The 22,946-nt window shown below is 70.0% G+C and carries 21 protein-coding genes and 2 tRNA genes; 12 read left to right on the plus strand and 11 right to left on the minus strand.

The features are described 5' to 3' along the window. Positions 1-11: 11 nt before the first annotated feature. The 4 genes from IOD16_RS37800 to IOD16_RS37815 form a co-directional block, all read right to left on the minus strand. Positions 12-1,817, minus strand: coding sequence for a hypothetical protein (locus tag IOD16_RS37800; protein WP_201438142.1), 1,806 nt, complete (start codon positions 1,815-1,817; stop codon positions 12-14). A 66-nt stretch (positions 1,818-1,883) separates the two neighbouring features. Next, positions 1,884-3,641 (minus strand): fibronectin type III domain-containing protein, encoded by a 1,758-nt coding sequence (locus tag IOD16_RS37805; RefSeq protein ID WP_201438143.1) that lies wholly within the window; start codon positions 3,639-3,641, stop codon positions 1,884-1,886. Between the two features lie 9 nt (positions 3,642-3,650). Next, complete coding sequence (locus tag IOD16_RS37810; protein WP_201438144.1) at positions 3,651-4,601, minus strand: prephenate dehydrogenase; 951 nt, start codon at positions 4,599-4,601, stop codon at positions 3,651-3,653. A 187-nt stretch (positions 4,602-4,788) separates the two neighbouring features. Then, positions 4,789-6,024, minus strand: coding sequence for a M20 metallopeptidase family protein (locus tag IOD16_RS37815; RefSeq protein ID WP_201438145.1), 1,236 nt, complete (start codon positions 6,022-6,024; stop codon positions 4,789-4,791). An 89-nt stretch (positions 6,025-6,113) separates the two neighbouring features. On the opposite strand from IOD16_RS37815, the gene IOD16_RS37820 reads away from it, so the two are divergent. The 3 genes from IOD16_RS37820 to IOD16_RS37830 all read left to right on the plus strand — a co-directional run bounded on the left by IOD16_RS37820 (position 6,114) and on the right by IOD16_RS37830 (position 7,236). Then, entirely contained in the window at positions 6,114-6,602 is a 489-nt protein-coding gene (locus tag IOD16_RS37820; RefSeq protein ID WP_123748200.1) for a tRNA adenosine deaminase-associated protein, read from the plus strand. Positions 6,603-6,633: 31 nt separating this feature from the next. After that, positions 6,634-7,068, plus strand: a complete 435-nt coding sequence (locus tag IOD16_RS37825) for a nucleoside deaminase (RefSeq protein ID WP_201441740.1) — start codon at positions 6,634-6,636, stop codon at positions 7,066-7,068. An 83-nt stretch (positions 7,069-7,151) separates the two neighbouring features. After that, positions 7,152-7,236, plus strand: a tRNA-Ser gene (locus IOD16_RS37830). Positions 7,237-7,370: 134 nt separating this feature from the next. Here the strand turns inward: IOD16_RS37830 and IOD16_RS37835 are convergent. Further along, a complete protein-coding gene (locus IOD16_RS37835; RefSeq protein WP_442978082.1) occupies positions 7,371-7,808 on the minus strand; it encodes a tyrosine-type recombinase/integrase in 438 nt (145 codons plus the stop codon). A gap of 716 nt (positions 7,809-8,524) precedes the next feature. After that, complete coding sequence (locus IOD16_RS37840; RefSeq protein WP_201438146.1) at positions 8,525-8,767, minus strand: DUF397 domain-containing protein; 243 nt, start codon at positions 8,765-8,767, stop codon at positions 8,525-8,527. A gap of 609 nt (positions 8,768-9,376) precedes the next feature. Here IOD16_RS37840 and IOD16_RS37845 point away from each other — a divergent pair. Together IOD16_RS37845 and IOD16_RS37850 are read left to right on the plus strand one after the other, a co-directional pair. Beyond that, positions 9,377-9,892 carry a pyridoxamine 5'-phosphate oxidase family protein gene (locus IOD16_RS37845; RefSeq protein WP_201438147.1) on the plus strand — a complete coding sequence of 172 codons (516 nt, stop codon included), beginning with the start codon at positions 9,377-9,379 and terminating at the stop codon, positions 9,890-9,892. Positions 9,893-10,248: 356 nt separating this feature from the next. Continuing rightward, a complete protein-coding gene (locus tag IOD16_RS37850) occupies positions 10,249-12,699 on the plus strand; it encodes an endonuclease/exonuclease/phosphatase family protein (protein WP_201438148.1) in 2,451 nt (816 codons plus the stop codon). Between the two features lie 55 nt (positions 12,700-12,754). Here IOD16_RS37850 and IOD16_RS37855 read toward each other — a convergent pair whose 3' ends face one another. After that, on the minus strand, positions 12,755-13,354 hold the full coding sequence (locus IOD16_RS37855) for a hypothetical protein (protein ID WP_201438149.1): 600 nt from the start codon (positions 13,352-13,354) through the stop codon (positions 12,755-12,757). A gap of 510 nt (positions 13,355-13,864) precedes the next feature. Here IOD16_RS37855 and IOD16_RS41615 point away from each other — a divergent pair. Further along, a complete protein-coding gene (locus IOD16_RS41615; RefSeq protein WP_442978083.1) occupies positions 13,865-14,044 on the plus strand; it encodes a hypothetical protein in 180 nt (59 codons plus the stop codon). Between the two features lie 815 nt (positions 14,045-14,859). Here IOD16_RS41615 and IOD16_RS37860 read toward each other — a convergent pair. Genes IOD16_RS37860 through IOD16_RS37870 form a run of 3 tightly spaced genes read right to left on the minus strand, consistent with a single transcriptional unit; the run spans position 14,860 to position 16,687 of the window. After that, positions 14,860-15,090 carry a hypothetical protein gene (locus IOD16_RS37860; RefSeq protein WP_201438150.1) on the minus strand — a complete coding sequence of 77 codons (231 nt, stop codon included), beginning with the start codon at positions 15,088-15,090 and terminating at the stop codon, positions 14,860-14,862. Further along, positions 15,090-15,938: a phosphoribosylaminoimidazolesuccinocarboxamide synthase gene (locus IOD16_RS37865; RefSeq protein WP_201438151.1), complete on the minus strand. Its 849-nt coding sequence runs from the start codon at positions 15,936-15,938 to the stop codon at positions 15,090-15,092. The genes IOD16_RS37860 and IOD16_RS37865 overlap by 1 nt, the downstream gene beginning before the upstream one ends. Beyond that, positions 15,935-16,687, minus strand: coding sequence for a GntR family transcriptional regulator (locus IOD16_RS37870; protein WP_201438152.1), 753 nt, complete (start codon positions 16,685-16,687; stop codon positions 15,935-15,937). Before IOD16_RS37870 ends, IOD16_RS37865 begins: the two co-directional genes overlap by 4 nt. Positions 16,688-16,929: 242 nt before the next feature. On the opposite strand from IOD16_RS37870, the gene IOD16_RS37875 reads away from it, so the two are divergent. From IOD16_RS37875 to IOD16_RS37900, 6 genes are all read left to right on the plus strand, one after another. After that, entirely contained in the window at positions 16,930-17,244 is a 315-nt protein-coding gene (locus IOD16_RS37875) for a helix-turn-helix domain-containing protein (RefSeq protein ID WP_236594613.1), read from the plus strand. A gap of 62 nt (positions 17,245-17,306) precedes the next feature. Then, positions 17,307-17,993 (plus strand): hypothetical protein, encoded by a 687-nt coding sequence (locus IOD16_RS37880; protein ID WP_201438153.1) that lies wholly within the window; start codon positions 17,307-17,309, stop codon positions 17,991-17,993. A gap of 485 nt (positions 17,994-18,478) precedes the next feature. Beyond that, positions 18,479-18,832, plus strand: a complete 354-nt coding sequence (locus IOD16_RS37885) for a hypothetical protein (protein ID WP_201438154.1) — start codon at positions 18,479-18,481, stop codon at positions 18,830-18,832. Positions 18,833-19,039: 207 nt separating this feature from the next. Next, positions 19,040-20,521, plus strand: coding sequence for a DUF3987 domain-containing protein (locus IOD16_RS37890; protein ID WP_201441743.1), 1,482 nt, complete (start codon positions 19,040-19,042; stop codon positions 20,519-20,521). A gap of 398 nt (positions 20,522-20,919) precedes the next feature. Continuing rightward, the gene (locus tag IOD16_RS37895; RefSeq protein ID WP_201438155.1) at positions 20,920-21,126 is read left to right on the plus strand and encodes a helix-turn-helix domain-containing protein; all 207 of its coding nucleotides are present in this window, start codon (positions 20,920-20,922) and stop codon (positions 21,124-21,126) included. A gap of 85 nt (positions 21,127-21,211) precedes the next feature. Then, the gene (locus IOD16_RS37900; protein ID WP_201438156.1) at positions 21,212-22,690 is read left to right on the plus strand and encodes a tyrosine-type recombinase/integrase; all 1,479 of its coding nucleotides are present in this window, start codon (positions 21,212-21,214) and stop codon (positions 22,688-22,690) included. Positions 22,691-22,772: 82 nt separating this feature from the next. Here the strand turns inward: IOD16_RS37900 and IOD16_RS37905 are convergent. Beyond that, positions 22,773-22,857: transfer RNA gene (locus IOD16_RS37905), tRNA-Ser, on the minus strand. Positions 22,858-22,946 lie beyond the last annotated feature (89 nt).

Consider the following 22,946-nt stretch of genomic DNA (forward strand, 5'->3'; position numbering starts at 1 on the left):
GCCCCATCTTCTCACCGGCCGACGAAGAACGGGATGTAAGCCGAGGTGGGGCGGGTCTCACCGGAGGTGGCGAACAGCCGGACCTCGATCATGTGCGGCCCGGGGGACAGGCCGGTGGTGTTCAGCGCGAACCGGTACTTCCCGGCGACACCGGGCCCGCCGGACGCGGTCGGCACCACGGCCACCCGGTCGTCGTCCACCCGCACGGAGAACCCGGCCAGCCCCGCCAACCGCACCCCCGTCCGCCCTTCGAGCGCCAGGTCGAACACCATCCGCCCGCGCTGCACCGCCGCGCCCTCCGGCACGGTCTGGCCGCTCGCGTCGAGCACCCGGCCGTCGACCCGCGCCAGTTCCGGTTCCCGCCCGATCAGCGGGGCCTTCGCCGTGGTCGGCGGCGTGCCCGAGAACGACCCGCTCAGCTCCAGGTCCACGTGCGTGGCCTGCACCCGCAGGCCGGTCACGAGCGTGACCGCGAGCCTGCCCGACGCCCCGACCCGCAACGCCTCCGCCGGCAGGTCCGCCACCACCGGGTACGCCACACCGGCCCGCCACGGCGCACCGGCAGACGCGGGCCGCAGCGGCGCCACCACCCCGCCCGCGGACACGCTGAACGACGGCGCCTCCGGTGACGCGTCGGTGTGCAGCAACGCCATCCGCAGCTGCCCGCCCGTCACGCCCGGCAACGCCCGCGTCGGCTCCGTCGCCGCCGCCTCGACCGCCACCGACACCTCGACCTCCGGTCCCGGCACCCACGGCGGCGTGGCGGCCTCCGCCGCGTCGAACGCGATCAGGCTGACCGCCGCGCGCTGCCCGGTCGGCCCGGCCACCGACACCAGCGCCGTCGCCTCGCGCCACGAGGGCACCGCCGGACTGGTCGCGACCACGTCGCCGTCGAGCAGCACCCGCACGCCGTCACGCCGCAGCGCCAGCTCCCACCGGTGGCTCAGCCCGGTCTCCAACGCGGGCACCGCGCGCACCGCGGTGGTCGGCGTCCCGGCGGCCACGAGCACCTGCACGGACGTCGCGCCCGCGCTCGTCGCGACCCGCAGCCGCACCGCGTCCGGCGGCAACGCGTCGCCGCTGACCAGCGACACCGGCCCCGGCACGAGGTCGAGCACCAGCTCGCCGTCACCGCCGGGCGCGTCGGTCTCCACCACGAACCGGCCCAGCTCGTCGGCTTCGCGCAGCACGAACGGCGTGCGCGACCGCAACGTCGCCGGAGCCGCCGCGCAGTTGCTGCTGAGCACCAGCCGCCGTCCGTCGTCGTCCTGGCCGGGCGTGGCCCGCGCGCAGTTGCCGCGCGACGCCAACCGCCACCGGGTCGGGTCGGGCGCGTCCGGCTGGTCGAACCGGTCCTCCAGGGCGTAGTCGCCGGCCGGTCGCGCGTGCGGCGTCCCGGTGGACCTCGCGGGCGAGGAGCGCTGCCCGAAGGAGTCGACGGCGTACACCGCGACCTCTTGCATCTGCTCGTCCTCGAGCCCGTCGATCTGCATCACCCGGTCGGTGACCAGCCTGGAGTGGTCGAGCCGGCCGACCGCTCCCCACCGCACCTCGTAGCCGGGCGCGTCACCGGTCCACCGCAGCTGCAACCGACGCGGTCCGGACGACACGTGCACCTCGCGCGGCGACTCCGGGGGCGGTCCGGGCGTCGGCACCAGGACGCCTTCGGCGGCGTACGGGGCCAGCGACGTGGGAGGCGGCGTGGAGGTGGTGGTCGCGGCGACGGGTTCGCCGACCCCGGTGGTCCGCAACACGGTGATCACCCCGGCGAACAGCACCACACCGGCGGCGACGAGGGCGATCCGGCGACGTTCCATTGAGTCAAGTTAGGTGGCTCGGTGACCGCGGTCACCACGTCGTTGCGCACCCGAGACCAACGGGGGCTACAGCGGGCGGATCTCGAACGGCTGCTGGTACGACTGCACGTCGTGCCGCTCGTCCACTGGGACCACCCGCACGTCCAGCTCGTGCCGGCCGCCGGCCAGCCCGTCGAGGTCGACCAGGAACCCGTGCCGCCCGCCGGCCGAGCCGTTCGTCGGCAGGACCGCGATCCGCTCGCCGTCGAGGTCGACCTCCACGCCCTTGACGGCGGCGACCTCCCGGGCCCGCGTGTCGGCGAGCTCGACGGTCAGCCGCAGCCTGCCCCGGTCCGGTAACCGGTCGGCCGGCTCCCCCGCGGTCTCGTGCACCGCGGACACCGCTGGTGAGGGCACCCGCGGGTCGGGGAGCGGGCGGGTGACGAGCCGGGGGAGCGGGTGGCGCGCGTCCGGCCCGTCGGCGATGACGAGGTGCGCGGCGTAGACGCTGAGGCCGCCGTCGGAACTCACCCTGACCTGGGGGTTCGAGTCGGGTGAGGGCAGCGGGAAGTCGGCGTGGACGACGGCCGGGCGAGCCGGGTCGAGACCTCGGTCGGGCGGCATGAACACGGCCGGCGCGGACCGCGTGCCCAGCTCGACGGTGATCGGCGCGGCCCGTTCGGCCACCACGGACGCGACCACGCGCACCGAGGACGCGCCCACCAGCTGCGAGTTCGCCACGTTGCCCAGCGACACCCCGCCGGAATCCGTGCCGCTCACCCCGAGCGGCGCCACGGACCCCGGCGCCGGCGTGCCGGGCACCCCGCCCAGCCCGAACGTGTCCAGGTGGGTGCCCCGGGCCTGCCGGAACGCCAAGCGCGCCCGGGCGGACGTCCACGGCAGCTCCACCGGCGCGGACGCCACCTCGACGCCGTCCCGCGACGCCACCACCGAGCCGGGCAGCACGCGCAGCTCCCAGCGGTGGCGGACGCCCGACGTGGGCGGCGGGTAGGTGCCGGACGTCTCGCCGAGCGGGGCGCCGCCCAGCAGGAACCGCGCGCCGAACGGCGTGATGCGCAGGACCGGGACACCGGGCGGGAACGGTTCCTCCAGGTGGCCCAGGTCCTGCACCGGCTCGGGCAGCAGGGCGATCAGCACCGCGCTCTCGTCCGTGAGGTCGCCGACCGGGCCGTCGGTGGTGAGCGAGACCCGGGCGACCGCGCCGTCCGGGGCGGGCGGGCCGAACCGCAGCGGCACGTTGGACTGGAGGTCGACGCGGTCGCAGTCCACCTCCAGCCGCTCGCCGTCGACCGGGCGCAGGTGGAGGCAGTCGGTGTCGCCCCGGTCGAACACCCGCCACCGGCGCGGGTCGAGCGCTTCCGGGCCGTCGAACAGGTCGAGGGGCACCATCAGGCCGTCGAGCCACGTGTCGTCGTAGGCGAGCCTCGGCACGGCCTTCGCGGTGGCGGGGTCGGACCGGCCGCCCAGCGCGTCCAGCGCCCGCACCTCGACGGTGGTGTCGGCGTTCGCGTCGAGGTCGGTCAGCTCCGTCCCGGTGCCGCGGACCAGGCGGGTCTCACCGTTCCAGCGCACCTCGAAGCCGCCGTGGCCGATGCCGTCGGCGGCCGTCCAGGACGCGCGCAGGCTCGTGCGGTCCAACGCGGTCAGCCGCAGGTCGGTGGGCGTCGCCACGCGCTGGGTGTCGGGGACGTACTCGACCCTCTCGTCCAGGAACCGTTCGAACGCCCGGGGACGCGGGGGAGCGGACTCGTCGCGCAGCACCACCACCGCGCCGCCGAGGAGCGCGAGACCCCCTAGGGCGGCGATGAGCCTGCGACGCTCCACCGGTTCACCTTATGGGGTGCGTGCGAGCGCGATCGTGCCGTTCAGGGCGACGACGCGGCCCCCGCGTGCACCGAGGTCGCGCAGGTCGCGCAAGGCGTCGGGCGCGGTGAGGTCGATGGCCAGGTCCGTGCGCACGGCCTGGTCCTGAAGCTTCACGCGTGCCGCGTGACCGGCGTCGATGGTCTTCGCCAGGCCGCCGGTGGAGGCGAGGGAGCCGCGGGCCGCGCCGAGCCGGCCCAACGCGTCGTCCACGGCGTCGAGCAGCGCGCCGCGGTTGCCCTCGCACATCGCGCGGACCAGCTCGGGCCGGCTGCCCGCGACGCGCGTGCCGTCGCCGAACGAGCCGGCGGCCAGGGAGAGCGCGAGCGGCCCGCCGTCCGCGCCGACGCTGGCCAGCACGGCGGCGAGCAGGTGCGGGAGGTGGGAGATGCGGGCCACCGCGGCGTCGTGCGCCAGGGCGGTGGCGGGCACGACGTGCGCCTTCGCCGCGAAGGCCAGCTCCATGACGTCGGTGAGGACGTCCGGGTCGGCGTCGTCCTCGGCGGTGACGACCCAGGCGGCGTCGTGGAAGAGGTCGGCGCGGCCGGCGGACCAGCCGGAGGCGGAGGTGCCCGCCATCGGGTGGCCGCCGACGTACCGGGCGTGCGGCGCGACCCGGCGGACCAGGTCGGCGACCGGGCCCTTGACGCTGACCACGTCGGTGAGCCGGACGCCTACGGGCAGGGCGCGGAGCACTTCTTCCACAGCCGGCAGCGGAACCGCCACGACCACGAGCGCGTCGTGCTCCCGCGCGCGGTCGAGTGCCCCGGCGAGGTCGAGCACGTCGTGCCCGTCCTGCCCGGCCGCCTCCGCGTCGGCGGTTGAAGCGGTCGCGCCCCAGGTCACGCGCCCCGCGGCCGCCGCCGCGCGCAACACCGAACCACCGATCAACCCGAGCCCGACCACGCAGACGCTTCGCACGGCGCCCATCCTGCCGGCGCGGACCGGCACCCCCCTACTCGTCCACAGGACGGGAGTTGTCCACAGCTCCCGAACGACCCCTCGCCCCACCCCGCCCCAGACGGCAGGGTCGAGGCCGTGAACACCACAGCCCCGACCCCGCCTCGATCCCGACTTCGGCTCGCCGCAGGGAGTCCCGCTGCCCGCCCTACCGCAGGGCGTCCAGCGCGAACGCGGTGTAGACCACCACTCCGTGCTCCATCGCGGCTTCGTCGAAGAGCACCCGGCTCGAGTGGTTCGGCTCCGCCCGGTCCAGCTCGACCCCGCGCGGGCAGGCGCCCAGGAAGGCCATCGCGCCCGGCACCCGCTGCAGCACGTACGAGAAGTCCTCGGCACCCATCAGCGGGTCCTCCATGTGGGTCGCCCACCGCGAACCGAGGGCCGCCCCGGTGATGTCGACGACGTGCGGGCCGACCACGTCGTCGTTCACCGTGACCGGGTAGCCGGGGACGACCTCGACCTCGGCCGTGCAGCCGTGCGCGGCGGCCACGTGCGTGACGACCTGCCGGAGCTCGCGGTGCACCAGGGCCCTGGTGTTCTCCGAGAGCGTCCGGATGGTGCCCTCGACCAGGGCGGTCTCCGGGATGATGTTGGTCGTCGTGCCGGCGGAGATGCGGCCGATGGTGACCACGGCCGGTTGGTGCACGCTCACCCGCCTGGCGACCATCGTCTGCAGCGCGCCGACCATGGCGGCGGCGGCCGGCACGGGGTCGAGCGCGTCGTGCGGCATGCCGCCGTGCCCGCCCCGGCCCTTGACGGTGATGTGGAAGGTGTCCGCCGAGGCCATCGTCGGCCCGGGGCGGCAGACGACGACACCCGACTGGAGCGTGGAGGTGATGTGCAGGGCGAACGCCTTCTCCACCGGTGTGCCCGCCGCGTCGAGCACGCCCTCGTCGAGCATGTGCCGCGCGCCGTGCCGGCCCTCCTCGCCGGGCTGGAACATGAACACGACCTGGCCGGCCAGCGCGTCGCGGCGTGAGGAGAGCAGCCGTGCGGCGGAGGCCAGCATGGCGACGTGCGTGTCGTGGCCGCAGGCGTGCATGGAGCCGTCGATCTCGGAGGCGTACGCCAGGCCCGTCTCCTCCTGCAACGGCAGCGCGTCCATGTCGCCGCGCAGCAGGACGGTCGGTCCCGGCTTGCCGCCGCGCAGCACCGCGGTGACCGAGCTGCTGGACCCTCCGGTGGTCACCTCGAGCGGCAGGCCGGACAGCGCGTGCTGGATCGCGGCCTGGGTCGCGGGCAGGTCCAAGCCCTGCTCCGGGTGCCGGTGCACCTGCCGTCGCAACGCCACTGTCCTGGGCTGGAGGGCTCGGGCGGCTTCCACCAGCCCGGTGAACCGGGGCTCGGAGGCGGTCGTCCTGGCGGTCGGCAGAGTTGTGCTCATCCCTCGATAGTGGCATCGCTCGGCCCCCCGTGCCCGCGGCCGAGGCCCCCGTGCTACCGGGTGCCGAGGTGTGGCCCTACGGTGTGCACATGGCACACCAGGAGCCGGTCAACGGCTTCGCTGTCGCGGTCGTTCGTGAAGACGGCCGATGGCGGTGCAGCAAGATGGACAGCTCGGCGTTGTCCGAGCTCGACGCGGCGATCACGGAACTGCGCCAACTGCGTTCGACGGGTGCCGTGTTCGGGCTGCTGGCGGTGGACGACGAGTTCTTCATCGTCCTGCGGCCGGTGCCCGGCGGGGTGTCCCTCCTGCTGTCCGACGCGGCGGCCGCGCTCGACTACGACATCGCCGCCGACGTCCTCGACCTGCTCCGCGTCGACCCGCCGGACGAGGAGGACGACGAGCTCTGGCCCGAGGGCGACCTGGCCGTGCTCGCCGACCTCGGCATGCCGCAGCACGAGATGCAGGTGGTCGTGGACGAGGTCGACCTGTACCCGGACGAGCAGCTGCAGATGGTCGCGCAGCGCTGCGGGTTCGGCGACGAGTTCACCAAGCTGCTGGACAGCCTCCAGGCGTGACCGGGTGATCAGCCAGGCGTCCGACGAGGCGATGGTCGAAGCCGCCCTGGAGGTCGCCGCCGAGGCGCCCAGGACGGGCGACATCCCGATCGGCGCGATCGTCTACGGCCCGGACGGCGCCGAGCTGGCCCGCGCCTGCAACGCCCGCGAGGCCCTGGGCGACCCGACCGCGCACGCCGAGGTCCTGGCCCTCCGCGCCGCCGCCGCGGCCTGCGGCGACGGCTGGCGCCTGACCGGCTGCACCCTGGCGGTCACCGTCGAGCCGTGCACGATGTGCGCCGGCGCCCTGGTCCTGGCGAGGGTCGACCGGGTCGTCTTCGGCTGCTGGGAACCCCGGACCGGCGCCGCCGGCTCCCTGTGGGACGTGGTCCGCGACCGCCGCCTCAACCACCGCCCGGAAGTGGTCGGCGGCGTCCTGGCCGACCGCTGCGCCGCCCTGATGGAGTCGTTCTTCGCGGACCTCTGACCTCCGCACCGCCCTGACCAGCCAAGATCCCACTGCCCACCCCCCGTTGGGCTGACCCGGGTCGGTCTTGTATTGTTCTCGGCGGTGGCGTGTCCGAGCGGCCGAAGGAGCACGCCTCGAAAGCGTGTGAGGTGAAAGCCTCCGTGGGTTCAAATCCCACCGCCACCGCTGCTCAGAGCCCCGGTTGCCGATCATGGCAACCGGGGCTTTGACGTTCGGTGGCATTCCTGGTGGCAATTGCCCTCTACGGAGCCGGTACGGGCGCCCCGGTGGCGTTCCCGTTCTCGCCGTCGTCGGTGGTCTCAGGACTCCTCAGCGGTTCTCCAGAGCAATCCTCCGACCCGCTGAGCCACGTCCCGCCGGATCGCCGCCGTGATGTGCTGGTAGCGGGCCGCCATCGCGGTGTTCGACCAGCCCATGATGCCCATCACGGTCCGCTCGGCGACTCCGAGCAGCAGTAGCACCGTCGCCGCGGTGTGCCGTGCATCGTACAGACGACCGTCCGGCACCTTCGCGACCTCGACCAGTCGCTTCCACTCGTCGTAGTCCGAACGCGGGTTGAGCGGCGCCCCGATCGGGGTGGTGAATACGTAGCCGGTTTCGGTCCACAGGTCGGCCGCCTTGTCCCGCTCCCGATCCTGCTCTGCTCGGTGCAGCTTGAGCAGCTTCACCAACTCGTCGGGCAAGCCGATCCCGCGCTTACCCGCAGCCGACTTCGTCCCTGCCGTCTCATCGCGCACGGGCACCCTGTTCGGGCAGTACCCGCCGTACTTCCTGCCGCACGGCTCGGCACACCCGTGACGCCACTTCGGACGCAGCCTGTTCCGGCGAACCGTGAGTGTCCCGACCTCCAACTCCACGTCCGACCAGCGCAGACCGAGCGCTTCACCCTGCCGCAGACCAAGCGCCAACGCGATAGCCCACCGTGCACTGTTGCGCCGTTGCTGCGCTACCTCCAACAGCGCCTTGACCTGCTCGACCGTGTACGGCTCGACCTCGACTTCCTCGACCTTCGGTGCCTTGGCCTCCAGCGCTGGGTTCTCGGTGAGGCAGGTCGGTGGCGGGGTCGTAGCCGGCGGTTCGGATGCGCCGAAGTCATGCGGTACCCCGTCTCCGAGATCGGTAACTTCGCAACTGCGGTAACCGCACAGGCCAGGCGATTACGATCGGAGTGTGGTTACTGATCGGATCGATAACTGGCACCTCGTGGAGGTGGCAATCGAGCGCAACGCAAGACGGCTGTAACCGGAGGCGCGGCCCCTCGCGGCTACAGCCGCCTTGTCCGTGGTGGTTCACCATCGACCAGGTCGAATGGCGGTCGGTTACTGTCCTTATCGGTAACCCCATGATCAAAGGTAACCGCTTGCCTGCACGGTTATCACAGTTACCGATATTCTGACAGGTGCGGACAGGTCCTGGCGCGTGCACTCCATGGTGCCACGCTCTGCACCGCTCGTCAGAGCGTCAGCCCTCGCCTCACGGCGTAAGCAAGCACGAAGGTGTCGAGTTCAGTGCTGGTGAACCTCAGCACGGCCAGGTCCGGACGCTTCGAGTCTCCCAACGCGAGCGCGTCGGGCACGCCAGGGATCTCGGCGAACGTTACGCAAGCCTCGTCGCTGGTTTTCGGGTCGCAGCCGAGAGCAGTGAACTTCACCTCTGCAAGATCAACGCTGTACAAGTCGGGAGCGGTAGTGGCCATCGGGTTCCCTTCCTTCGATGCGAGGTGCGGACGCAGTCCGTCCAGTAAAGGCATCTCCACACTGGGACGAGCGGGGTAAGGTGACAAGTCGCCAAATGGTCGTCATGCTCTCCGGCATGCTGGAGGGGCGAGCGTCGGAAGTGCTCTGTTCGCAGCTACGATGCGACGGCCCGATCTTGCACCTGACGACTTGAGCAGGCGGCAAAGCGGTTGTGATCATGGAACTAAGACGTAACCTGGTGTCCTGTCCCACCGCCACCGCCACCGCCACCGCTGGTCGAAGGGCCGGGCACCTCGCGAGGTGCCCGGCCCTTTGCCATGTCGTCCAGTCGTCGTCTCAGTTGTACGTTCCAGGCTCGTCCAAGCGGTCCCTGCGGCATCTCCCAGACGTTCCGTCGGATGACCACGGCGTGGTTTCGACGGTGTCGGGCATCGCGCCGATCAGGCCGATGAATCGGCAGAGACGGGCAGGTTTTCGTCGATGGCGGGTGTCGACGAATACCAAGTGGTGGTGTGTCGAGTTCGGCGGGATGGTGTGACTCCGCGGTGCCGCCTTCCTCTGATCGCTGTACGAAGCTGAGGGTGGTTGGCGGTGGCTATTGTGGGTTGATGCGTGAAACACCTGAAGAACTCGATGAGCTCCAGGCACTGCTCGACGCCTCCCTGTCCCGCTCCACCGATCACCTCCGGTCGATCGTCGCCGAGCGCACTGCGACCGCCGAGCAGCTCACCCGGGTCCTGGTCGGCATGTGCACCCTCGCGCTGTCCACCGTGACGGCGAAGGGGGAGCCGCGGATCAGCGGTGTGGACGGGCACTTCCTGCACGGCAAGTGGCACTTCGGCACGGCTCGCAGCGCCGCCAAGGCCCGTCACCTCGCGGCCCGGCCCGCCGCCAGCGCCGCGCACATGCGCGGCGAGGAGCTGGGGGTGTTCACGCACGGCACGGTGGAGATCCTCAACCCCGAGGACGGCGAGCCGGCCGCGGACTGGCCGGACCTGCTCACGTACTTCAAGGACTTCTACGGCGATCACACCGAGTGGGAGAAGGACGTTTTCTACTACCGGCTGCGTCCGCACTGGATGACCGTCTACGCCCCCGACGCTGCGAAACTCATCGCCGAATGACTGCCGGCTCGTGGAGGTCCGTATGGGTCAGTGGGGAGAATTGATCGCTGCCCGCGAATTCGCTTGAGGAATCGCGGTAGAAGAAGGGCTTGTCATTGGCACGGCGGGTGGGGCTCTCGGTGCTCGACGCGCACGGGCGCCGATCCGGGCCTCGTCAGGTCCGGGCCGGCGCCCCTGTTGTGCATGTCGTGTCCGCGCCGGCGCTGGGAGGGCCACCGGAGGGCACGGCCATGACCCTACCCTACGTTCGAACACACGTTCGAGGGCGGGCGATGGTCAACCGTTAGTGACGGTGTCTTCCGCCGTTCACTCGATCCGGGGAGGATGCGCGCACCCGCCAATTACCGGAGGACCCGTTGAGACCTACCCCGCTCCGCGTCGGGCTGGCGGTCACCGCCGCCTCGGCCGTGACGTTCGCCCTCGCCACGCCGATCCACGCGGCCCCGAGCCAGGACGCCCTGATCGCCGAGGTCTACGGCGGTGGCGGCAACTCCGGTGCCACGTTGACCCAGGACTTCGTCGAGCTGGCCAACGCGGGCGCCGCGCCGGTCGCCGTCGACGGCTGGAGCGTGCAGTACCTCCCGGCGAGCGCGAGCGCGTCCAGCCAGTGGCAGGTCACCCCGCTGACCGGCTCGATCGCCCCGGGCGGGCGGTTCCTCGTCGGGCAGGCGAAGGGCGCCGGCGGCACGGTGGAGCTGCCCGCGCCGGACGCCACCGGCACGACCGCGATGGGCGGCTCCGGCGGCACGATCGCCCTGGTCACCGCGACCTCCGCGCTGACCTGCAAGACCGCCGCCGACTGCGCCGCCGACGCGCGCGTGCGCGACCTGGTCGGCTACGGCACGTCGACCGTCGTCCGCGAGACCACGCCGACCGCCAACCCGGGCAACGCCACCTCGGCCGCCCGCACCGCGTTGACCGACACCGACGACAACGCCGCCGACTTCGCCATCGGCGCGCCGACCCCGGTCAACGCCAAGGGCCAGGGCCCCGGCGACCCCGATCCCGACCCGGAGCCCGAGCCCGGCGACAAGCGCGTCCGCGACATCCAGGGCACGACCCGCGTCTCGCCGCTGCTCGGCCAGAAGGTCGCGGGCGTCCCCGGTGTCGTCACCGCGACGCGGGCCGTCGGCGACCGCGGCTTCTGGCTCCAGGACACCGCGCCGGACGCCGACCCGCGCACCAGCGAGGGCGTGTTCGTCTACACCGCGGCCCTGGCCCCGACCGTCGAGCCCGGTGACGAGGTGCTGGTCTCCGGCACCGTCGCCGAGTACCGGCCGGGCGGTGACGCGGCGAGCAACTCCAACCAGACGCTCACCGAGATCACCGGCGCCACGGTCACCGTGAAGTCCAAGGGCAACGCCCTGCCGACCCCGGAGACGCTGAACCCGCCGGCGGGCTACCTGCCCACCGCGAACGGCGGCAGCATCGAGGGCCTCCCGCTCGACCCGGCGACCTACGGCCAGGACTACTACGAGTCCCGCGAGGGCATGTACGTCCAGGTGACCGACGCCCGCGTGGTCGGACCCACGAACAGCTTCGGCGAGACGTGGATCACCACCGTCCCCACCCAGAACCCGACCGCGCGCGGCGGCACGATCTACCTCGGCTACGACCAGCCCAACAGCGGCCGGATCAAGGTCAAGCCGGGCGCCGCCGCGCCGCAGACCAGCAACGTCGGCGACGTGTGGCGCGGCGCGACGGTCGGCAACGTCGAGTACACCAACTTCGGCGGCTACACCCTGGCTGCGAAGACCGTCGGCGAGCACGTGTCGGGCGGCATCAAGCCCGAGGTCACGGACGCGCAGCGGTCCTACGAGCTGTCGGTCGCCACGTACAACGTGGAGAACCTGGCCGCCACCAACGACCAGGCCAAGTTCGACCGGCTCGCCGCCGCGGTGGTGCGGAACCTGAGGAACCCGGACGTCGTGGTGCTGGAGGAGATCCAGGACGACAACGGCGCCACCGACGACGGCACGGTGACGGCGGGCGCGACGTTCACCAAGTTCACCGACGCCATCGCCGCCGCGGGCGGTCCGCGCTACCAGTGGCGCCAGGTCGACCCGGTGAACAAGGCCGACGGCGGCGAGCCGGGCGGCAACATCCGGGTGGCGTTCCTGTTCAACCCGGCCCGGGTGTCCTTCGTGGACCGCGCGGGCGGCGACGCCACCACGCCGGTGTCCGTCGTGAAGCAGCACGGCCGCGCCGCGCTGTCGGTGTCGCCGGGCCGCGTCGCGCCCGCCGACCCGGCGTGGAACAGCAGCCGCAAGCCGCTGGCCGGCGAGTTCAAGTTCCGCGGCCGCACGGTGTTCGTGGTCGCGAACCACTTCAACTCCAAGGGCGGCGACCAGGCCATGCACGGCCGCTACCAGGAGCCGGTGCGCAGCTCCGAGCAGCAGCGCGTCCAGCAGGCCGCGTTGCTGCGCGGTTTCGTCGACCAGGTCAAGGCCGTCGACAAGGGCGCCAACGTGGTCCTCGCGGGCGACATCAACGACTACCAGTTCTCCCCGGCGGTCGGCACGCTGACCGGCAACGGCGACGTGGTGGCCCTGATCGGCACCCTGCCCCCGGCCGAGCGGTACAGCTACGTGTTCGAGGGCAACTCGCAGACCCTCGACCACATCCTGATCAGCGCGAACATCACCCGGTACCGCTACGACGTGGTGCACGTCAACGCGGAGTTCGCCGACCAGGCCAGCGACCACGACCCGCAGGTCGTGAAGCTGCGCCCGAGCACCGGCAACGCCAACGTCGACCAGCTGGTGTTCCTGCTGGAGGACATCGTGGAGTACCTGCCCAGGCACTGACCGGCGGCAGTGGGAAGGCCCCCTCGGACGCGTCGTCCGAGGGGGCCTTCGCCTGTCAGCCCCGGGCGGGCTCGGCCCTGGTCGTGGTCACGAAGGTGGTGGTCGGGGTGGACGGCCTCGTGGTCGAGGTCAGGTCGGCGGTGGTCGTGGGCGCCGGCCGCGTCGTGGTGGTCTGGCCGGGGGTGGTCGTCGGCATGGGCCGCGTGGTGGTCGACGGTGGCGTGCTGGTGGGGTCCGGCCTGGTGGTGGTCGGCTTCGGGGTGGTGGTGGGCGGCTGCGGCGCGTCGGCGCACCGCGCGTCCTGCGGCAGGTTCGCGTACTCGTCCCCGGCGAAGTAGATGGCGCTGGACCACTGCGTGCCGCCGTCCTGCCGGCCGATGTTGAGCCACACGTCGTTCGTGTAACCGAAGTCCGTGACCGACTCGCCGTGCACCCAGCAGTAGACGCCGACCGTCCAGCCGGCCAGGACCGGGCTGCCCGGCGCCTGCGTGCACGACGTCGACGGGCAGTGCCGCACGTTGACGTCGTGCCACGCGGTGGCGGAGTACTGCGGCGGCCCGCCGGCCGCGACCTCGGCCGAGGCCGTGGCGATCCCGCCGGCGAGCAGTCCCGCCCCGGCGGCGGCCACGGCGACGGCGGTCGTGAAGATCCTCATGCGTGTCCTCCCAGTGATCACGGTCGATCACTGGTTAAACGCGGTTGGTGACCTCCGGCGTTGCACCGCGCCGGAGAACGAAGGCCACGAGGACGATCGCCGGGAGAACCAGCAGAGCCCCGACCACCTGACGGTGACCGGGGCTCTGGTCTGCGGAGGATACGGGATTTGAACCCGTGAGGGGGTTAACCCAACACGATTTCCAGTTCCGTTGCCGACCGTTCGCGGGGGTGTGCAGAGGTCCGTTTACGCTGCTCAGCGCTATTGCTGCAACAGTTCGGACGGGGCCGGACGGGGCCGGACTGAGACCCACTCCGAGACCCTGCGGCCTGCTCTTCTAGGTCTAGGCCGTCGCATCCGACATCGTGGCGGGGAGCCTCCGTGCCCCTGGCCCGCCCCACTGGCACCCACCCTCACCCGTGGGGCTGAGTCACTCTCGGAGTATCGGACTCCGGGTACTCGATCCAACCGTCACCCTCTCGAACAGCCCTAGCGCGGACCGCCCTGGTGGTGACTGCCTCGGTTAGCGCCCTTCAACGCCGTAGGACTACGGCGCTCAATTCAAGGAACCAGCCGCTGTTATCTACCCACCATACGAATCTGCCTCTTCGCGCTTTGGCTCGCCGTCGTCGTAGTGGTCCATCGGCTCGATCTCGTCAGCCTTGTCTTCAGGCTTGGGCTTGGCCATGAAGATTCCCTTCCCATTCTGTGGTTGGCATCTGGTTAGGGCTGGCGCACTAAGACCCACTTGGGACGTTGTGCTACCGACACCACTTTCCCGCCTTGCAGGCATACGTGGCCATCCCCTGGCCGGGTGTCAGCCGTTCGGGTTGTCAGCCAAGGGCCGCTAGCGGCTCTAGGCCTAGACCCTGCCCCCTCTAGACCTAGACCCCCGTCTAGAGCCCCGAAGGGCGTCTGAGCTGGCCCCTAGGCCCTAGACCCCGGCAGGGAAGCAGCCAGGGAAGGACCGGGAGGCAGGGATTTTCCCCTGACCGCTTCCCTGGCCTGGTTCCCTGTGCCTACCTCGGACGATGTCCGGCAGGGAAGATCATCGGGGGTTCGCGGTGGCCGTCGAAACCGCCCTCTACGCGCGGTGTTCCTCCCCTGCGCCCGTCCTCCCTGACGAGTTAGGTCCGGCGGGGCGAGTTAGGTTTCTAACTCGCCCTGCGGTAAGGGCTCCGAGGGCGGTGAGCTGCGACGAGTTAGGTGGTTAGCCGAGTTAGGTCGGTGCGGATCGGCCCTGTTCGAGGCCGGTATCCGCGCCAACGGTGTCGACTCGACGGACCTAACTCGCCGTGACGGAAGCGACCGGGGCGGAACCGTCACAAGCGGCTGGACCACTCCCTCATGTCCAGCGGGGTTGGGCGACGTCGTGCCGCGCCGGTCTGCTGTCCCGGGCCTGTGGCGCACCGCCACTGTTCGCCCCGACTCGACCTGGACATAAGCGTCCAGCCGCTTGTGTCTTACGCCTGTTAAGCGCTGGTCACAGAAGGGACGTGACCGTTTTAGTCACCATGCACGAGCCGGTTGTAGCCGCGTTGACCGTCCAAGTCGAGCCAGTCCTCAGGAGCGGCGGCCGGAGTGATTCCGAGGTTGCGTAGCAGCATGCTCGCCGCCGTCTTACGCTCCATGGCACTGCCGCTCTCAGGACTGGGTTGCAAGCCGCGCTCAGCAAGAAGCGCGGACACATCTTCAATGAGACGGCGCGGGTCGTAGGTCTGAATTTTTTCCGACATTACGCAGGCTCCTTGCTTGTCCACTGGTTGCCGGTAATTCGCTCGTACACCTCAATGTAGCGCGCACGGGTTGCCCGCACGATCTCTTCCGGCATTTCCGGCCCGGGTGGAGTCTTGTCCCACCCGGTGGTCAATGACCAATCTCGCACGAATTGCTTATCGAAAGCATGTTGCGAACGTCCGGGCTCCCATTCGTCGGCAGGCCAGAACCGGGAGGAATCTGAAGTCAGCACTTCGTCGCCTAGGGTCAGGGTGCCGTCTTTGTCAAGGCCGAATTCTAGTTTGGTGTCGGCAATGATGATGCCGTTTTGCGCGGCATGCTCAGCGCCCTTGGTGTAGATTTCGATTGTCAGTTCTCGGAGCTGCTCGGCAGTCTCGCGTCCGATGTCGTTTACCACGTCGTCAAAGGTGATGAACTCATCATGACCCGTGTCGGATACCTTCGTGGTCGGCGTGAAGATGGGCTCAGGTAGGCGGCTACCCTCCAGCAAGCCTGAAGGTAGCGGAACACCAGACACAGCGCCGGTCGCTCGATACTCGCGCAATCCGAGTCCCGCCAAGTAGCCGCGTGCGATGCACTCCACCTGAATCATCTTCAGAGGCTTGCAGCGAACCGCCCGCCCCTGGAATTCTTCGGGGACATCATCGGTCGAGATGACGTGATTCGGCACAACGGAGCTAAGTTTATCGAACCACCATGTCGATAGCTGCGTGAGAAGTACACCTTTGTCGGGCACTGGAGTGGGTAGGGAAACGTCATATACGGAAACCCTGTCAGTTGCGACCAGTAGGATATCGCCGTCGATTTCGTAGAGGTCGCGTACCTTGCCACTGTGGATGTGCTTCATTCGGCTTCCTCGTTGGTGTACTCGTAAAATACCCAGTGGTCAGGCAGCGCTGTTGATTCTCCATATTCGAGAACCAAGCCCTCACTGTCCACATACCTGTTACGACTGGTAAGCACAGCCGATTCCGCCAGTACGCACAACTCGGCGGCGTCATCCTCGGTAGCGAAACCAGCGGCATGTTGAACGTATGTCATTACCGCTTTCCGTCCGGTCTGTTCTTCTACGTACCGGGCGGTGCCTTGCATGATGCGCTCAGTAGACAGCAGCAACGGGCAGCTGGCGGCTAGCGCGCCGTCAAACCATGACACCGAGGTGGACACCGGGGTGTCCTCTGCGGTGTACGTCGTTCGCTGGCGTCGAATGGCCGGTGCTCCCTCCTGGATGCCCAGCGCATCGGCCACCAGACCGGGCGCGGGGCTGAGGGTGGCTGTGCGAATCCTGGCGTAATGGCCAGGTGGGTAGATCTTGCCTGTGCGGTGGATCGCTACGCTGCGGTCACGGGCGGAGTGGTGAAGTGCCCCCTTCGTCTGGACAACAGTGCCTACGCCGCTCACGGCGCGAGTCAAGCCCTCTGAGCGCAGAGTCGCCAGCGCCTTTGTGGCGGTTGCCAAGGCAACACCCCAGGTGCGCGCAATCTCTCGTGCCGAGGGCACCAGGTCGCCATCCTTCAGCGCCCCGGCCTTGATCTGTTCGCGGATGTGTCGGGCGACCTGCAAGTACGGAGGTTCCGCACGTTCGATGGTGGGCACTGCTGACTCCTCTACGGACGGACCGCGTCCTAGCACGCGCACTGTATCAGCACACCATCACAGCAGGTCAGAAGCGATCTTCGAAGCTGTACTATGACACCACTTGCAGGTGTACTAGGACGCTGCTACTGTTCCTCGTGTCGCACCGGTTGCACGGACTGCGGCAGACAGCAGAAAGCCCCGGCGGTGTTGGCGCACCGGCCGGGGCGGTGGATCACATCGAGCCTTGGAAGGGCCACACGATGCAGACCGAGGGTACCCGGATGTTCCGGGTCAAGGCAGTGGCGGAGATGTTCGACGTGCACCCGGCCACGATCTACCGGGCGATCAAGGCCGGTGAGCTGGACGCCTACAAGGTGGGCGGTTCGATCCGTATCCCGGAGTGGTCGTTGCGGGTGTTCCGGGAGGCGTGCGCGGAGGCCGCGTACCAGGAGTTCGTGGTCGAGGGGGCCGACCCGGCGGCGGCGGACAACGCCGCTGGTGAGGGTGGGGACGTGACCGTTGCGACGGTCACGCCGATCACCGCCCGGCCGCAGGGTGCGGAGGCGGTCCGATGAGCGCCCCGACCCGCACCACGCCCACCGTTCCCGCCGTCCGTACCGCTCGTGAGGAGTCCGTCGTGACCGCGTTCGCCGTCCCCGCCGTCTCGACCAGCCCGGCCGCGTCGGTCAACGGCGTTCCGGTCGCCGGTTTCCTGACTTCCACCCGCAGCAACCACCCCGACCACCCCGCCCCGGCGACGGCGGCCACCATCACGGTGTCGGTGCCGATGGGTCGTGACGAGCTGGTCGCGGCGCTGTTCTACTGGGACTACGTCGACGCCGAGGACCTGGCCGATGCCGACCACGTCCGGCTGCTGGTGACCGAATCGGCGGTCAACGTCGGCATGGGCCGCATCGCAGAGCTGGTCGGAGAGATCGCGACAGGCGACCTGGGGGAGGACGGCCGCGCGTGGTTGGCCGACTGCCGCGCCACCATCGACACCCACTTCGGTCCGGCCGCGCCGGTCGGTGCGATCCCGGTCCAGCGTCCGGCGCTGCGCCTGGTCGCCACCGACACCCCGGCGGTGACCCTCGGACCGTTGGCCGGTAGGGAGCTGCGCGAGGTGACGGCCGGTCTGTACTTCTCCGACTACCAGCCCGGCGACCTCAACCGGTTCGGCCTGGAAGCGGTCGAGACCCACGCCCTGATCGGCATGGACGGGCTCACCCCGGCGCACGTGGATTGGGTCCACAACACCGCCCCGGACCGCGCCCGGATGACCGACTGCCGCGCCACCGCGCGCACCCTGCTCGACGCCCAGTAGGCCCACCCGGCGGGGGCTACCGGGAGGGTTACCGGCCCGAAGTAGAGGGCGGACACCCTCCCCCACTACCCCCGCCGACAGGGGCGGCTAGTAGGGCAGGCAGTAGCCCTGACTGCCCGATCGTTCAGGGCGAACGCTCCCGGTCCGGCCGGTCCACTTCCGGCCGCCGCGCCTCCCGCCAAGACCGCACCCAGCCCCACCGGGCGCGCGTCAGGCGCGGTGAAGAACCACCGGCCGGACCGGGCACCACCCACCCCGCGCGGCGGGTCCGGCGCGCACCTGCCGGGAAGACGTTTCCCCTTTTCCCGGCCGGTGTGCGCCCACCCGGACCCGCCCCGTTCCCGCTCTTCCCGACCGGTGCGCGCCGCTACCGCGTGACGTAAGCGCCCAGGGCGCAACCGTCACAACGCGCACACCGCGCGCACGCCGCGCCGGACCCGTTCCCGCTGTTCCCGACCCGTGCGGACCCACCCACTCAGACCCGCTTGGAGACCACGCCCGTGAAGCACCGCCACCCCCACCGCAGCGACCGCCGCGCCACCCCGCGCACTACGACGGCGCACCCGGTCGACCTGGACACCGTCACCACCCTGATCTACCTCGCCGGGATGGACCCGGCCCTGTGGGAGCAGGTCGGACCCGAGCGCGTGGCGCAGATGGTCCGGCGCAGCTGCGCCGACCCGCGCGTGCGCGTCCCCGAGCTGGTCGCCCTCGTGCGCACCGCCCGCGCCGCCGGACACGTGCTGACCGACTACTACGACCAGGCCGCCGCGTTCGCCCCCGCCGTCCTGGCCGCCCTCACCACCACCGCCGCCGCGACCACGACCGCCGCCCACTAGCCACCGGGGGAACCGCTCGTGACCCACATCAGCACCACCCCGCACCCGGCCCGCCGGTTGCACGCGGTCCCCACTGCGCCCACCGACAAGGACCAGGACCGAAAGGAGCCCTACGGGCCGACCCTTGGCGACACGGCCCCCAGCCCTGCCGCACTCGCGTCGGTCACCGCCGGAACCGTTGCGCCACAACAGGAAGGGGACGTGACCATGCCGACCGCCGCGCCCGACACGTCCGCGCTCGACCACGGCAGGACGGCTGTAGTCGCAGGCGGGCAAGGGGACGTGACCACGCCCGGTGCCGCCCCCGGCGACTACAGCACAACGGCTGGAACCGGGCGGGGCAACGGTTCCGCGCCCCCCTCCGGCTTCAGCGTCGTTGAGGTCGCGGAGCTGGACCGGTTGCACGCCGCCGCCGCCGACCAGGTGGCCCGCGCCCGCCAATGGCTCCCGGTGGTCGACCCGGCCGCGTTCGCCTGCTACCTCGGCAACCTGGCCCAACGCATCGACCCCCACACCGAAGGCGACCCGGTCGGCGTGCTGGCCACCCTCGTCGGCGCGGCCGGTGTGCACCTCGGCCCCAACCCCCACGTCCAACTCGGGTTCGGTGAACGGCATCCGTTGCTGATCTGGCCGATCCTGATCGGCGCGACCGGCATCGGTCGCAAGGGCACCGCCACCAACGCCGCCCTGGCGCTGTTCGGCGCGGCGGACCCGTACTTCCGGGCGGAGAACGTCCACTCCGGCCTGTCCAGCGGCGAGGGCCTGGCCGCCGCGTTCGCCACCGACGACGGCGACACCACCGGTGAAGCCGCGGGCAAGTCCGGGAAGTCCCCGCGGCTTCTGCCCGAGGGTGACTGCCGGCTCTTGGCGCTGGAGACCGAGTGGGCATCGGTCATGGCCCGGATGAAGCGCGAGGGCAACACGTTGGGCGCGCTGCTCCGCCAGGCGTGGGAGGGCGGCAACCTCTCCACGCTCAACGTCCAAGCCCGCATGGCCGCCCGCTCCCACCTCGGCATCGTCGCGCACATCACCCCTAAGGAGTTCAGCGCCAAGGTGAGCGCGGCCGACCTGGCGGGCGGCACCTACAACCGGTTCCTGCCGGTCGCGGTCGCCCAGTCCAAGCACTTCCCCACCGACCCGGACCCGGCGCTCATGGAAGAGTTGGCCGCGTCGCTCTCCGCCCGGCTGACCCGCGCGGGTGGCTTCGACGCCCTCGGGTTCACCCCGGCCGCGCACGTGGCGTGGCAGCGCCTCCAGGTCGAGTTCAACGGCCACCTCGGAGCCGACGGCCCGGTAGAGGAGTTCATCAGCCGCGCCGCCGCCAACTGCGTCCGCATCGCCGCCCTCTACGCCGCACTCGACCGCACCGACCACATCACCCCCGACCACATGACAGCCGCCGCCGCCCTCGTCCGCTACTCCATCGACTCCGCCCGCGCCATCGTCGGCAACGCCACCAACAGCAAGCTCAACGCCCTGGCCAAGTTCATCGCCGACGCCGGACCCATCGGCCGCACCAAGAAGGAGATCACCACCGACCACTTCAAGAACAAGGGCAGCGCGGACGACCGTGACGCCCTGCTAGCCCAGCTCGCCAACGACGGCCGCGTCATCGTCACCCAACGACCGCGCGCCGACGGCCGAACCAGCGGCCGGACGGCTGAGGTCTACCTGGCCGTCAACGCCTAGCGCGGCGACCTTGGCGAACTTTCGAACTTAGGCGCTGACCAGGGCAAACGCCGATCCCAAAGTTCGCCGCCGCGAACTTTGGAATCAGGAAAACCGCAGGTCAGGCCAAAAGTTCGAAAGTTCGCCAAGGTCGCCCGGACACGAGGCGCACCGTCACGGAACCCACCGGCGACCCCGTGACGCAACCCCGTCGACCGGCAACCGTCACCACCCACCGGCTAGCGGCACACCCCGCTAGACCTAGCACCCCCGCTAGCGCCCCACACCGCACCCGACCAGCGGACTAGCGCCTAGCAGCACCCCAGCCACACACCCCGCACGGAGCCGACACGGCACCCGGCGCACCCCCGCACGCCCCGAACCAGCCCGACCACCACCGCACGGAAGGACCACCCGGCATGGCCACCGACCCGACCAACCAGGCCCGACACCTGCTCAGCGTGGAAGACGCCGCGCGGGCACTGTCCATCGGCCGCACCACCATGTTCAACCTCATCAAAACCGGCGCTATCGCATCCGTCCAAATCGGACGACTCCGCCGCATCCCGCTGACCGCTATCGCGGAATTCACCGCACGCCTCACCAGCGAGCAGCCCGCCGCCTAACCGCTGTTACAGCCGTCCTGTCACGTCCTCTGTCCTGGTCAGCCAGGGGACGTGACAGGGCACCGACCCTCACGGAGTACACCGCATGCCACGCAAGAAACGACCCGAAGGCACCCGCGCACCCAACGGCGCAGGAAGCATCTACCTCGGCGCTGACGGCAAATGGCACGGACGCGTCACCATGGGCGTGAAAGACGACGGCACACCCGACCGGCGACACGTCAAACGCGCCACCGAAAAGGAGGTGATCGACGCGGTACGGGAACTCGAACGGCAACGTGACAGCGGACGAGTCCGTAAAGCCGGGCGGGTGTGGACGGTTGAGAAGTGGCTGACACACTGGGTCGAAAACATCGCTGCGCCGACCGTTCGGCCAACCACGATGGTTGGCTATCGAGCATCGGTTTACAAACACCTCATCCCCGGTGTGGGTGCACACCGCCTCGACCGGCTACAGCCCGAACACCTCGAAAAGCTGTACGCCCGAATGGTTGGAGACGGTCTAAAGCCGGGTACAGCGCACCTGGTACACCGTACGGTGCGTGCCGCGCTCAATGAGGCCGTACGGCGTCGGCACATTATTGAGAATCCGGCGAAGGTCGCCAAGGCTCCGCGCGTTGAAGAAGAGGAGATCGTTCCTTTCACGGTCGATGAGGCGCAGCGGATCATGACGACGGCGGCGGATCTGCGCAACGGTGCGCGGTTCATCGTTGCCCTGACCCTTGGGCTACGTCGTGGTGAGGCGTTGGGTTTGCGGTGGTCCGACCTCACCGTGAAGTGGCGGCACGGGTGCGAGAAGAGTGCCAAGTGCGGGAAACGGCGCGCTCCCGAGGAATGCGCCAAGCGGCATCCCGAATCCGGAACACTGACCATCAAACGCGCGATCCAGCAACACGTGTGGCGTCATGGTTGTCCTGAGAAACGACCTTGCGGGAAACGTTACGGTGCGCACTGCCCGCAGAGGCACGGCGGGGGAGTGGTGGTAACCGACGTCAAGTCGCGCGCTGGCCGCCGTGTAATCGGCGTTCCCCTCCCGCTTATCGAGGCGTTGGCCAAGCATCGGGAGGCACAGAAGGTCGAACGCGACAAAGCGGGCGAACTGTGGGACGAAGGTGACTGGATGTTCGCCAACCATGTTGGCCGTCCGGTGCACCCGACCGTCGATCACGAGAACTGGAAAATGCTGCTCCGTAGTGCCAAAGTGCGGGATGCGCGCTTGCACGATGCCCGGCACACTGCCGCGACGATGTTGCTTGTTCTTAAGGTGCCGCCACGGGCAATCATGAGCGTGATGGGCTGGTCTGAGCACGCCATGTTGACGCGGTACCTGCACATTCCGCACGAACTCATGGACGACATTGCCGCCCAGGTCGGTGGGCTGATGTGGGCAGCGCCGACCGCAGTAGACGACTCCGACGACGAGGGGGAGGAGCTGACCGACGAGCAACGGGCCGCGCTGCTCACGCTTGCAGCTGCGCTGCCGGAGAGCTGGCGGCAGCGGCTCACCGAGGGACTGACGAACGACGATGACGACGGCCCAGCCGGAGCGCTCGTTCCGGCTTGATCAACAGGGCTACTGAGCCCCGAACTGAGACCCGTCAACGACAGGGCCCCGGTCACCTGATGGTGACCGGGGCCCTGACCTGCGGAGGATACGGGATTTGAACCCGTGAGGGGGTTAACCCAACACGATTTCCAGTCGTGCGCACTAGGCCACTATGCGAATCCTCCGTGGCGGAGTCTAACGGAGGGTCGGCGCGTCGCCCAAAACGGGTGGTCGAAGGGGTGGACGCATCGGTCACCAATAGGTTCGGTTAGGC

Origin of the sequence: Saccharothrix sp. 6-C (assembly GCF_016695385.1) — a bacterium.
GTDB classification, from domain to species: domain Bacteria; phylum Actinomycetota; class Actinomycetes; order Mycobacteriales; family Pseudonocardiaceae; genus Actinosynnema; species Actinosynnema texasense.

Coding starts and splice junctions, on each gene's coding strand:
- IOD16_RS37800 (WP_201438142.1), bottom strand. CDS start 1,817: ATGGAACGTCGCCGGATCGCCCTCGTCGCCGCCGGTGTGGTGCTGTTC.
- IOD16_RS37815 (WP_201438145.1), bottom strand. CDS start 6,024: ATGAGCACAACTCTGCCGACCGCCAGGACGACCGCCTCCGAGCCCCGG.
- IOD16_RS37820 (WP_123748200.1), top strand. CDS start 6,114: ATGGCACACCAGGAGCCGGTCAACGGCTTCGCTGTCGCGGTCGTTCGT.
- IOD16_RS37825 (WP_201441740.1), top strand. CDS start 6,634: ATGGTCGAAGCCGCCCTGGAGGTCGCCGCCGAGGCGCCCAGGACGGGC.
- IOD16_RS37840 (WP_201438146.1), bottom strand. CDS start 8,767: ATGGCCACTACCGCTCCCGACTTGTACAGCGTTGATCTTGCAGAGGTG.
- IOD16_RS37845 (WP_201438147.1), top strand. CDS start 9,377: ATGCGTGAAACACCTGAAGAACTCGATGAGCTCCAGGCACTGCTCGAC.
- IOD16_RS37855 (WP_201438149.1), bottom strand. CDS start 13,354: ATGAGGATCTTCACGACCGCCGTCGCCGTGGCCGCCGCCGGGGCGGGA.
- IOD16_RS37860 (WP_201438150.1), bottom strand. CDS start 15,090: ATGTCGGAAAAAATTCAGACCTACGACCCGCGCCGTCTCATTGAAGAT.
- IOD16_RS37865 (WP_201438151.1), bottom strand. CDS start 15,938: ATGAAGCACATCCACAGTGGCAAGGTACGCGACCTCTACGAAATCGAC.
- IOD16_RS37875 (WP_236594613.1), top strand. CDS start 16,930: ATGCAGACCGAGGGTACCCGGATGTTCCGGGTCAAGGCAGTGGCGGAG.
- IOD16_RS37890 (WP_201441743.1), top strand. CDS start 19,040: ATGCCGACCGCCGCGCCCGACACGTCCGCGCTCGACCACGGCAGGACG.
- IOD16_RS37895 (WP_201438155.1), top strand. CDS start 20,920: ATGGCCACCGACCCGACCAACCAGGCCCGACACCTGCTCAGCGTGGAA.
- IOD16_RS37900 (WP_201438156.1), top strand. CDS start 21,212: ATGCCACGCAAGAAACGACCCGAAGGCACCCGCGCACCCAACGGCGCA.